A 12,136-nucleotide genomic window follows, 5' to 3' on the forward strand; every position below is an offset into this window, starting at 1 on the left:
AACCAAGCAGCATTTAAAGAAAAGCGTATTAAATTTCTTGAGAATCAACTCGCACAATTAAACAACGTTGCATGATTGTGTATAAGGTAGGTTAGCGCTAATATTTTGAAAAATCCCGGGCATGGGGTGGAATTCTTTTGAAATATTCAATTCTCAGCGGGGTAAAAATCAACTAATTCATTTTTTGTCAGTTTTTTACGGGTTTTTTAAGAATGTTCGAGGAGGCATCATCTGGAGAAACAGCGAATGAGGGGGCTTCATTCAAACTTCATTTGTAACCATTGTTTCATTTAAAAACGGATGGCAATGCATATAAAAACGGGCGAAAATAGGCAGGAACTGATGATGTTTTCCTATGACATGATGGTTTTACCAGACAACCCTGTTCGTTTAATTGATTTGATGTGTAAAAAATTTATTTCGGATAACCCATGGCTTAAACAGGCTGTGTGAAAATATAATTTTTTACACCGTGGCTTCAGCCCGGTGATTAAAAAACATTAGAAAACTTGAGGCTTTAGCCGTTAAACTTCTGAACGTTAAAGGCTAAAGCCGAATTTCATTCATCATGAAGTCACCGGGTTAAAACCCGGTGCAAAAATTACTTTCTTTTCATCCTGTTTTCAGACAGCCTTTGAAGGTCGGGGCTATTTTTTGTGGCTTCTTCCCACCATTATCAAGAAAACAAAAACCTGACTGATTAGTTACGTTTTGCGAGTAGGCCGGACATTTGCAGGTTTTGCACGAGGTGGTTGACAGCACAAAAATGACAAGCACTACTCCTGCCAAATTTTTTTTCAGCAAAAAATGTGTTGGGGCAGCAGGGTTTTTTACATGGTGCCGGTATTTATTCTGATTAATTCGAATTAACCAAGATTGAAAAAACGTCAAAATGAATGCATTTCCCATAATATTTTACTTCGTCAAATGTTGTCCTTCCTTTTTTCAAAAGCGAAAAAAATGACCAATTATTATAGCTATTTGAAAAAATAAATTTAAAATTGCATAAACTTTAATAAAAAGCAAGCCTATGAGAAAAGCACAAAAAGATTTTAGCAACCATCGCGGGTTATCAATACTCCCCTGTTGAAAATAAAGGTGTAGAGCGAGTTATTTTATTCCACATTTAGTTTGTACATTGCGGATAAATTTTATACGTTTGTAATGTTTTGCAATTTAGGAAAGACAGTTTTGTCTGAAATTATGATTAAAAGATTAAATATTTTAAAATCAATCAATCAATTAAGTTCAATTTAAAAAGAAATGCTATGAGAAAAACATTTACTCAGCTTATTAGTACAATGCTGTTTGGTATGTTGGTATTACTGACACCTTACGGATTACGGGCTCAGGATGAAGCCCAAACCACGCTGGAGACTTTTGCGGAAGAGGCCAGCGCCTGTTATAATGAATCCAACTCTTATGAAGTGGAGATCTCAGTACGCGATTTTCAGAAAATTAAGGAATTGGAATTGTACCTGGCTTATGACGGGGATATTTTCAATTTTGAAGATTTTGTGCCGGAAGCTACCGAGCTTTCAGGGATTTCGGTTACTGAATTACCCGGAGACACATTGCTTTTTCAGTGGTCTTCTACGACACCTGTCGATATTGCCAACGATCCTGAAAGGGCAGTTATAGGGAAACTTCAGTTTAGTATTGACAATTTCCCGTTAAATACGGCATTTGAATATCCTACTGCATTGACATGGGATGCCGATAAAAGTGAATATCTGTATGAAGATTCCGGTGATGAACAGGTTCTTACAGGTGAATTTACCAACGGTAGCCTTACTGTTACAGTTGCTGAAGATTTGCAGGTTATTACCGTAACACCTGATCCTGCTGTTTGTTATAACAGTACTGTAGATGTAACAGTTGAACCGGATGGTTTTGAGTATTCGTTTAACGGACAGTCATATACTGACAATAATGTTGGAAACTCTTCACCCGGAGAGAACACAGTTCAGGTGAGAGACGAAAATGGTTGTATTTCACTTTTAACTACTTTTACCATTAATGCACCCGAACCGGTTACTTTCGAATGGTTAGTGGAAGATGCAAAATGTTTTGAAGGAAATGGCGAAATACAGTTTTACAACGTTACGGGTGGTACACCTGATTATACCTATTATGTTATTCCCGATGAAGACATTGATGATGTAAGGTATGACTGGTTTTACGGGGACAAAACGATGTTGGACAATTTTGCTTATTCAACCAATCAGTTACTTAGAAAATCTGGTTCTTATTGGATTGCTGTGCAGGATGTAAATAATTGCGTCAAATTATTTGATGTAAACGAAAGTTTGACAAACAGATGGGAACAAGTTTATATTGATCAACCTGAATCTATCGGAGCTACTGCCGTTGCTACTGCAGATGTTTCCTGTTTTGGCCAAGAAGATGGTGAAATTACTGCAACAATGGGTACCGGTGGAACTCCATGGAATGATGGAGCAGGAGACTACTATAAAGTTTCATTGAACGGTGGTATTCCTTTAGAGGTTGCCTCAGGTGCTACAACAGTTTTTGATGAACTGCCAGGTGGTACGCACACAGTGGCCGTAATGGATATGTATTGCACGGAAACAATTACCGTAGAAATACAAGAACCTTTGGACGCTGCATTTTCTTTGGATTATGAAGATGTTGCTTGTGTTGATAGTCCGAATGGACAAATCTGGATTGAAGAAGTTTGGTGGCTCGACCCGGCAGGGAATGATACGCTCACCGACTTAACAGGATGGACTTTTGAAGTTTTCGGGCCTGGTGCTGTAAGCGAAGGAACAGCCGATGTTGACGGAGGTATTGTTGACGGATTGGCTCCCAATAATTACAGTGTGTTTGTAAGCGACCCGAATGGCTGTGTTTACGAATACAGTAATCCTGACGGTAGTGGAAACAAAGTACCTGTTATGTCTCCTGAATTGATAGATTTTGATGTAATTCCGGAGCATGTTGTATGTCAGGGAAGTGCAACCGGAAAAATTACGGTAACCAGCCTTTCAGGAGCTGTTAATTATGAACTCAGTACTGATGGTACCAACTGGCAGGAAGAACTTATATTTGAAGACCTGACTGCCGGAGTTTATACTGTACAAGTTAGGGATGCTGATAATTTGGATGCTTGTGTTATTTCGCAGGATGTAACAATTGAGGAGCCAGAAGTAGCACTTGATCTTTCAGTTGACAACATTTACGCTCCGACCTGCGATGGTGGGAACGATGGAAATGCCACAGCATTCGCTCAAGGTGGCTGGCCATTCTACGATGCGAATGATAACCCTTATTATGAATATTCACTTGATGGTTCTCCTTACTGGGTAGGTAATCCTACTTTTGCGGTAACCGAAGGTTCACATACATTGACAGTCAGGGACTCCATGGGATGCGAAGTTCCGGTTGAATTTGTTGTGGATGATGTTCAACCTATTGAGATTGAAGTAACTACTCCGGAAACAGATCCTGAGATTTACTGTTTTGACGGGTCAACTAATGTTTTGGTTTCTTTTATTTCCGAAGCAAACGACTTTGATGATGAAGAATACACCTATAAATATTCCGCATCATCTGATATGTCTGATGCTCAGACTTTAGTACTGAGTGGTACAGATATGACTTTCTTGTCTGCCGGAACCTGGTATTTTACAGCAGAAGACCCCAATGGTTGTGTTTCTGCTCCTTATGAATTGGAAATCGAAGAAGGGGAAGAGCTTGAAGTACTCGAAATGGTTCCTGAAGATGCAACCTGTTTTGGCTACTGGGACGGTTCCATTACCATTAAAATGACAGGCGGAAGTCCGTTTTTGACAGGAGACCGTTACAAGTATATTATTAAAAACAACTACGCTGCATTAAGCAACCCTGATAATGAATGGTTGCCATTCTATAACGATGACGTTGAGAATGACAGTACATTAACTGTGATGCTTCAAAAAGGATCCTACTGGATAGCTGTTAAAGATTCATGTGATATGGTAGCAGAGGCCTTCCAAATTGAAGGGTTTGATGCAATTGAAATTGCCGAAGCTGAAGTTGGTCCTGTTACATGTTATGGTGACGATGACGGTTATATTGATTTAACCGGTTCGGTTACAGGTGGCAATGAAGCAGAGGGTTACCTTTATTCTTTATCTCAGGTAGGAGAAGGAACTTCTTTGATCGTTGAAGACCAGGAAAGTCCGGTATTTGATGAACTTGTAGCTGGTACTTATATGATTAGTGTAACTGATGCAAATGGTTGCCCAGCTGCTACAGAAACTTACAATGTACTTTCACCTGCTCCTTTAGATGTTCAGTTCGACAGCCTCTATGTTAGCTGTAACGGCGCAGAAGATGGTGAGATTTTTATTGACATTTCTGGCGGCACAGGTGGAACCTACGGACTTGGTGGTCAGGAAACAGACGATGAATACAGTACTGATGGAAATAAATACCGTGTTGTAATTAATAATACCGACTCTGAAGGCATTAGTTATGGCGAATATGCATTTGCTGATGATGTGGATTCAAAAATATTCCAAGTAGCAGCAGGTGAATATGAAGTTATCGTTTACGATGCTAATGATTGTATGTTTGGTCCTACAATTATCTCTATTGAAGAACCCGAAGCATGGGATGTTACTACTGATTTTGCATTCCCAAGTGATTGTGGCGAGGAAGACGGTTCAGTTTCAGTTACCGTAAATGACGGTGGCTGGGTAGATTTAGGCATGGGATACCAGTTTAAACTGAATGACGGTGAATGGACTGACGTTGTCAATGAAGGAGAATATACATTCGACAATGTAGGTTTTGGCACACATACTATTTACGTTCAAAATGACACAGCAGCTATCGAAGGGGCAGTTGATCCTGCCATAAACGAAACACGTTGTATTTACTCTGAAACAGTAGTTATCAGCGAAGCTTCTCCGTTTGACTATGATGTGGAGGTTAAGAACGTATCTTGTCATGGCGGTGCTGACGGGCAATTTATCATTACCAACGTTACCGGAGGACAGGGAACTGAAGGTTACCAATTCCAACTTGTAAATTCCGAGAATCCGACTGTTGATGAAGACATGTGGTTGCCACTTGATGAAGAAGGCGATCCTGTATGGGTTACTGAGTTCACATTCGACACTTTAACTTATGGTCACCATACACTTTACATCAGAGATGATGCAGGTTATACACTTTCAAAATGTCAGGCTGCTGAATCATGGCATATTCGTCAACCCGATAGTCTTGAGATCGTTGAAACCATGTGGATAAACGATGTTACATGTAATGGTGGAAGCGATGGGAGATTTGAGATAATTGTAGAAGGTGGAACCCCACCTTATAAATATGCTTACACCGAATCACAGGTGGTTTCACCAGAACATCCATACCAGAATATGCCCGACCTTGAAGATGAAAGCCTATGGCAGCCGGAAGAACCCGTATTTACAGGAGTTGAAGCCGGAACATTTATTGCCTGGGTAGTTGATGCTAATGGTTGCTGGATTGGTGGAGAAATTCGTCCGAACGGACAGACTATTGATAACCACCGTGTTGTTATTGCTGAACCTGAAATGATTGTCAGTGCAGATACAGTAGTAACAAATGCAACGTGCTACGGAGAGGCCAATGGTTCAATCGTGCTGAATAGTGTGACTGGAGGAAATGGAGCTCCATTTACTTATGAAGTTACAGGTACTATTTACGATGGTACAGATACAACTTATGTATTTGACGACGCAGAATATGACGGAGTTACTGATGAGTTAACAGGCTTGTATGCAAGCATGGACGATACTTCCAACTATGTTGGACCGGAAGATATGTATTTTATCTATGCAATTGATGCCAGTGGTTGCAGGCAACTTGTTGATTCTACTTATATTACCCACCCAGAAGAGTTTATTATTGACCTTGTTGTTGATGAAGATGCCTTTATTTGTGCAAACGACCTGGCTGGTATAGTTGACATCATCACTGTAAGCGGTGGAACAGGAGTTCCTGAATATCAGGTTTACAGAGATGGAGCATTGGTTAGAAACTGGACATCTAATGCTTCCCATGTTGTTGAAGCTGGGCACACTTATAAAGTTGTTGCTAAGGATGAAAATGAATGTATAGCTGAAGTGGAAAAATACATCGAAAGTCCGGAACCTATAACATTCGATGTAATTAACACAAGTTGCTACGGTGATGAGTTCGGTTCTGCAAGAATAGAAGTTCAGGGTGAAAGTGATCGTGAGTTCCGTGTTATTTATACTGTAACTGAGAGTGATATTCCAGTTGAGACAGATACCACTGAATGGTTCACAGCAGAGATCAATATTAACAATTTTGTATTTGATGGTGAAAATATAGATGATGTTCACTATGAAATTACAGTAGAAGACAATTTCGGTTGTAAATCTGAAATGGGGGTATTCACATTCGATCCTGTCCAAACTCAGATTATACTAACAACGGAAGTTGACGATAATATGATTACCGCTTCAGCAATTGGTGGTACAGTTGTTACCTCCAGTGATTATCAATACGCAATAGCACCTGCCGGTTTCGAAGGTGATTTGACATGGATGGATGACAACATTATGACAGTTGATTCATTTAATACATGGGTTGTTTATGTGCGTGATAACAACTGGTGCTGGACAACTGATACTTTAGAATCTGTAGGTTTCACATCATTGACAATTGCCGAAGTTCAGGGTGAAGGAGATGATTCACCGGTTTTAGATGACGTTGTGGGTGTAACTGGTACTGTTACTGGTATTGCTGAAGGCGAAGGATTCTTTATGCAGGATGCCAATGCAGCCTGGAGCGGAATCTGGGTAGCTTATGTTGATGCAGCTGACCTTGCCATTGGCGATGGTGCTGAAGTTGTTGGTGTTGTTGCCGAAGTAGCAGACGTAACTACTATTCAGGCAACAGAAGTTACTGCAGTTGATGCACAGCTGGAAGTTGAACCACTTGTTGTTGAACCTATGGAAGCAGAAAATGAAATGTACGAAAGTGTCCTCGTTACTGTTGAGGGTGCACGTGCAACTGCTGCTGACGAAGGTAACGGTGAATGGACTATTTTCACTGAAACTGACAACGATGTTGTTGTGAATGACTGGTTATATGTTTACGCACCAGAAGAAGGTAATTTCTACGATGTTACCGGTGTTGTAAACGGAAGACTCGATGCATTTAAAGTAGAACCAAGAATGGAGGCTGATATTGTTGACTTAACTGCAACTCCGGCCGACATGATTACTAAAAATATTGAGTTCAACGTTTATCCGAACCCATTCGATGGCCACATCAAAATTGAGAATAGCGATAAACTCACAAGAGTTGTTATTACCAACATTGCTGGTCAAAGAGTAATGGATGTTGAATATCCAAGTCAGGAAATCCGTACTGCAAATCTGGTTAGCGGTGTGTACGTTGTAAGTATGTTTACTGAAGACGGACTCGCCAAAACAGAGAGGATTGTTAAAAGGTAATACCGAATTGATTGATTAAAAAGGGGGAAGCGTTGCTTCCCCTTTTTTATTGCCTTTAAACCTTCAAGGTATTCTTAATCCTTGAAGGTTTTTTTATTTTTGTTAAAATATCATTAGAAATAATTCAAATGGAAGTTTTAAATAATCACGTTACCATACGAAAGTTTAAAAACAAACCTGTTGATCCCAAATTGCTGGAAAGTATTTTATACTCAGGAACACGGGCCTCAACAACCGGAAATATGCAGGTTTACAGTGTTTTGGTTACTCAGGAAGAAGATCGAAAACAAAAACTTGCGCCACTACATTTTAATCAGCCGGTGGCCGTTAATGCCCCCGTATTGTTAACTTTTGTGGCAGATTTTAACCGTTTTTCCCAATGGTGCACAATGAATAAAGCAAAACCTGGTTACGCCAATTTCATCTCCTTTTTCACTGCAGCCATCGATGCACTGCTGGTGGCACAAAATGTAAGTGTGGCTGCTGAAAACAATGGACTGGGAATTTGTTATCTGGGCACCACAACTTATAATGCTAAGGAAATTATTGATGTTTTAAACCTGCCCAAACTAACTTTTCCGGTAACTACTGTTGCGCTTGGCTATCCGGATGAAAAACCGGATTTGACTGACCGGTTGCCTTTGGAAGCTGTTGTTCATCACGAGAAATACAGTGATTATTCCGAGAAGAATATTCGTGAGTTTTATGCTTATAAGGAGAGTCTGACAGAAATGCAGCAGTTTGTTAAAGAAAATCAAAAGGAGACGCTGGCTCAGGTTTTTACCGATGTGAGGTACAAAGAGGAAGATAACCTGTTTTTTTCCGAAAAAATGTTACAGGTATTACGTGATCAGGGATTTTTGAATGACTGAAATTTTAGTCAGCCAATTTTTCATTTATAAATTTCAGAAAATCCTGACGGTAGCTGTTTCCTACAGGTAGCTTTTTCCCATTGATTTGCACCATATTTCCTTCAAGCAATTCAATCTTATCGATTGAAATGATGTAAGATTTATGAATGCGGTAAAACTGGTTGGGAGGTAAAAGTTCCAGCATTTTTTTCATGGAAAGGTTGGTGATTATTTTTCGGTTTTGCAGGTGTACCTGTATGTAATCACCCAAACCTTCAATGTATTCAATTTCAGTGAATTTTACTTTGTACGTTTTTTTGTTCGATTTAATAAATACAAAAGCATTTTCCGGCGGTGATTCCTGAAAATCTTTTCCGGGTTTATTCTTCAACAGGAACATTTCATGCGCTTTAAAAAAAGCTTTGCTGAATCGTTCAAAAGAGAATGGTTTTTTCAGGTAATCAATGGCATCCAGTTCAAAACCTTCGAGTGCATAATCGGAATAGGCGGTGGTGAAAATTACCATGGGGGGCTGTTTTAAGTTTTTTAGGAATGAAATCCCTGACAGTTTTGGCATATTAATATCAAGAAAGATTAAATCCACTTCATTTTCCTGTAAAACCCCATTTGCACAAATGGCATCGTGGCATTTGCCTGCAATTTTCAGTTGCGGTATTTTTAAGGCATATTGCTCAATTACATTTTGTGCCAGCGGTTCGTCATCAATAATCAATGCTTTAATTTCCATTTTCAATAAGTTTTAGCTGTAGGTTTACTGAATAGATATTGTTTTCGCCCGAAATTTCCAATGCATAATCATTCGGGCTGTATAAATGCTTCAATCTGCGTTTTACATTTTTTACACCAATGCCACCTGTTTTTTTGATTTGGGTTTCAGGTGGATCAAAATTGTTTTCAATATAAAAATGAAGGGCCCCGGATTTACTGAAATCAAAAAATATACGGATAAAATCTTCATTGTTTCCAGGCAACCCGTGTTTAAACGCATTATCGATGAATGGCTCGAAAAGCAACGGGGCGATTTTGGCCGAAGGTATTTCTCCTTTAATCTCATACGAAATTTTCACTTCCTCAGGTGCGCGGATTTTTTGCAGCTCAATAAAGTTGTTTACAAATTCTATTTCTTTTTCAAGGGCAATGTAATTTCCTCTCGATTCATAAATAATATGCCGCATTAAATCGGATAAACGCAAAATCAGCCCGGGCACTTTGTCGGATTTCACAAGCGCCAGCGAATAGATATTATTCAGCGAGTTAAAAAGAAAGTGAGGATTTAGCTGGCCTTTTAGCGTTTTAAGTTCCGCTTCCAGTTTCTGTTGCTCAATGCGGGCAAGTTTTAAATTTAAATCCTGCAATGCAATCCATTCTTTTATAAATTTCAAAAACGATGTAAAAGCTACATAAATGAGTGTGGCGAAAAAGTAAGCCGAGTGAAGGTTCGAGTCATAGGAAGTGAAACGTTCGCCAAAATCGAGAATATTCCTGAGCGGCAAAATAAATAAAAACTGGATGGTTAAGCTGGAAACGGTTAATAATATAATGAGCCAGAAAATATAAAAAACATAATTTTTCTTTTTCAGAAACCGGGGAATCAGCACGTAAAGGTTGACATAAACGCCCATTGCAAATCCAAAATTTGCGATTAATGCTTTGGCAATTATAGCAACATCGAAGTGGACGCGCTTTTCGTTGAAATAGAAAAAAAACAACATTATACCGATGCTAACCAACCAAAACAGAATGTGCCCTGCAATTTTCAGCCGATGATATAATTTTGTTTTTTCCATTCAGTTTTACTTTGGCCTGCGTTTTTAAAAAATTGCACCGTCCTTTTAGGGCGGTTAAAAAGAGTAGTTAATTCTATGAGTATATTTTGAAAAATTTTGTAACATATAAAGCTACAAATTTTTTCAAAATGTTACCTTCCGTGCTCATTTCTTAACCACCACTAAATTTCACCATTGTAATATTAAATCCGGTCACGTTTTTGGGTGATTTTTTTGAAATAGTATAAAAACGGATTGCTGTATTTTAAATTTTTCCAGGGCCGGCTGGAGTGGGGAAGGTGCAAAACCCTCACGCCCTTTGCCAGGTAATTATTGAACCCCATTTTTTTGGATTGACGGCTAATCGACACGTCAAACCAATCCTTTTTTTGCGATAATTCAGTAAAATTAAATGCACTGAGAAATGGAACCGACAGCAACGTGCAACAGAAACTCAGGCTGTGAGAGGTATTCACAATTTTGTCGCTTTTCTTTTTTTCAAAATTGTAAGGGAAGTTGTAGTTGCCTTTTTTATCGGTTGTGATGGCTCCAACCAGACCCGGATTTTCAGCTGTTTCGTTTATCTTCAGCAGCTCGGTAATCGTGTCAGGTTTAATAATTACATCCGACTCGATGATGATTAGTGGCAGGTTTTTTTTCAACGCCTTTTCCTGTGCCATTTCCAACACTAGTTTGTAATTGGGCGACGGGTTTGTTGTAACTTCTTCAAGATGAATCAGGTTGAAGTTTAGTTTCTTCCTTGTTTTTTCGAGCAGATCTTTGGTTGCCCTTTCGCTAAAATCATTAAAAACATAGTAGTTGTTTTCACAACCCGACTGGCAAATGGCCTCAATTGTTTTTAAGGTTGTTTCGGGCGAATTTTTTACCGGCGTTATTACAATTGCTTCTGACATTTTATATCGTTAATAGCTGCAAAGTTAGGCCGTGAAACGGAATTTCTGCTTAATTCTTCAAAAATAACATCTATCCCGTTTAATTCATGAAAAATATTTTACATTATTAAAGTCTACTTGGTTAAGCGGATGCATAAAAAATACAAAAAAAAATATTTTTCTCAAGTGCGTTTATTTTAATGCATCTGCTTCGTTGCGAAACCCTTGAAATAGACAACTATATCAATGGGTTCCGACGTCTTATCTACATCAAACTAAACGCATGAATAAAACTGGCTATGTTTCGTTTCTGTTAAAATCGCGCGAGTAGGCCTGGTCGGTTGGCATCACAAGTATATCGTCGATATTAACATGTTTAGGGCGCGTTACAACGAACAGAATGGTTTCCGCCACATCTTCGGCATTCAATGGCGTATAACCTTTGTAAACCTCTCGTGCGCGTTCCTCGTTGCCTTTATACCTGACAAGGGCAAACTCGGTATCGACCGCACCCGGACAAACCGAGGAAACTTTAAGGCCGTGTTTCAAAAAATCGAGCCGCAATCCTTTGGTAAGCGATTGCACGGCATGTTTGGTGGCACAGTAAACATTTCCCATGGGGTACGTTTCTCTTCCGGCAATGGATGAAATGTTCACAATATGGCCTTCGCCTCTTTTAACCATTTGTTGCGAAACAAGCCGTGTAATGTACAACAAACCTTTAATATTGGTGTCTATCATTCGTCCCCAGTCGTCAGTTGCCCCGTCAGCAATGGAAGAGAAACCCACCGCAAGTCCGGCATTGTTTATTAAAACATCAATGTTTTTCCAGTTGTCCGGAAGGCTGTTAATGGCTTGTTCTGTTTCAGCCGAATTTCTAATATCAAATTTTAATGTCAACACTTCTGAACCGGATTCATGCTGAATTTTTTCCTTCAGGTCCGAAAGTCGATCCTCCCTTCTTCCTGTTAGAATGAGGTTAAAATTGTTTTCAGCCAGCAGGTTAGCTGTTGCCTCACCAATTCCCGATGTTGCGCCTGTAATTAATGCTATTTTTTTCATTTTGTTGATATTTAGAAAAATACACGATTTTAACTGGTAGTGAAAATTTTACCCGAAGTTAAAAAAAA

Annotated in this window: 7 protein-coding genes; 3 read left to right on the forward strand and 4 right to left on the reverse strand. The window is 39.2% G+C overall.

Annotated elements, in window-relative coordinates; translation table 11 throughout:
- The first annotated feature begins 306 nt into the window (after nt 1-306).
- The 3 genes from BUC07_RS20875 to BUC07_RS04340 all read left to right on the forward strand — a co-directional run bounded on the left by BUC07_RS20875 (nt 307) and on the right by BUC07_RS04340 (nt 8,347).
- Nucleotides 307-453, forward strand: a complete 147-nt coding sequence (locus tag BUC07_RS20875; RefSeq protein ID WP_175552457.1) for a hypothetical protein — start codon at nt 307-309, stop codon at nt 451-453.
- 860 nt (nt 454-1,313) lie between these two features.
- Nucleotides 1,314-7,475, forward strand: coding sequence for a T9SS type A sorting domain-containing protein (locus BUC07_RS04335; RefSeq protein WP_175552458.1), 6,162 nt, complete (start codon nt 1,314-1,316; stop codon nt 7,473-7,475).
- A gap of 128 nt (nt 7,476-7,603) precedes the next feature.
- On the forward strand, nt 7,604-8,347 hold the full coding sequence (locus tag BUC07_RS04340; RefSeq protein ID WP_073166105.1) for a nitroreductase family protein: 744 nt from the start codon (nt 7,604-7,606) through the stop codon (nt 8,345-8,347).
- A gap of 4 nt (nt 8,348-8,351) precedes the next feature.
- On the opposite strand, the gene BUC07_RS04345 is transcribed toward BUC07_RS04340, so the two are convergent.
- The 4 genes from BUC07_RS04345 to BUC07_RS04360 all read right to left on the reverse strand — a co-directional run bounded on the left by BUC07_RS04345 (nt 8,352) and on the right by BUC07_RS04360 (nt 12,068).
- Complete coding sequence (locus tag BUC07_RS04345) at nt 8,352-9,074, reverse strand: LytR/AlgR family response regulator transcription factor (RefSeq protein ID WP_073166108.1); 723 nt, start codon at nt 9,072-9,074, stop codon at nt 8,352-8,354.
- Nucleotides 9,064-10,134 carry a sensor histidine kinase gene (locus tag BUC07_RS04350; RefSeq protein WP_073166111.1) on the reverse strand — a complete coding sequence of 357 codons (1,071 nt, stop codon included), beginning with the start codon at nt 10,132-10,134 and terminating at the stop codon, nt 9,064-9,066. The genes BUC07_RS04345 and BUC07_RS04350 overlap by 11 nt, the downstream gene beginning before the upstream one ends.
- Nucleotides 10,135-10,316: 182 nt before the next feature.
- Nucleotides 10,317-11,027 (reverse strand): glycosyltransferase family A protein, encoded by a 711-nt coding sequence (locus BUC07_RS04355; RefSeq protein ID WP_073166114.1) that lies wholly within the window; start codon nt 11,025-11,027, stop codon nt 10,317-10,319.
- Between the two features lie 276 nt (nt 11,028-11,303).
- Complete coding sequence (locus BUC07_RS04360) at nt 11,304-12,068, reverse strand: SDR family NAD(P)-dependent oxidoreductase (protein WP_073166116.1); 765 nt, start codon at nt 12,066-12,068, stop codon at nt 11,304-11,306.
- Between the last annotated feature and the right edge of the window lie 68 nt (nt 12,069-12,136).

Origin of the sequence: Tangfeifania diversioriginum, assembly GCF_900141875.1 — a bacterium.
Lineage (GTDB): Bacteria > Bacteroidota > Bacteroidia > Bacteroidales > Prolixibacteraceae > Tangfeifania > Tangfeifania diversioriginum.

Coding starts and splice junctions, on each gene's coding strand:
- BUC07_RS20875 (WP_175552457.1), top strand. CDS start 307: ATGCATATAAAAACGGGCGAAAATAGGCAGGAACTGATGATGTTTTCC.
- BUC07_RS04355 (WP_073166114.1), bottom strand. CDS start 11,027: ATGTCAGAAGCAATTGTAATAACGCCGGTAAAAAATTCGCCCGAAACA.
- BUC07_RS04335 (WP_175552458.1), top strand. CDS start 1,314: ATGTTGGTATTACTGACACCTTACGGATTACGGGCTCAGGATGAAGCC.
- BUC07_RS04340 (WP_073166105.1), top strand. CDS start 7,604: ATGGAAGTTTTAAATAATCACGTTACCATACGAAAGTTTAAAAACAAA.
- BUC07_RS04360 (WP_073166116.1), bottom strand. CDS start 12,068: ATGAAAAAAATAGCATTAATTACAGGCGCAACATCGGGAATTGGTGAG.
- BUC07_RS04345 (WP_073166108.1), bottom strand. CDS start 9,074: ATGGAAATTAAAGCATTGATTATTGATGACGAACCGCTGGCACAAAAT.
- BUC07_RS04350 (WP_073166111.1), bottom strand. CDS start 10,134: ATGGAAAAAACAAAATTATATCATCGGCTGAAAATTGCAGGGCACATT.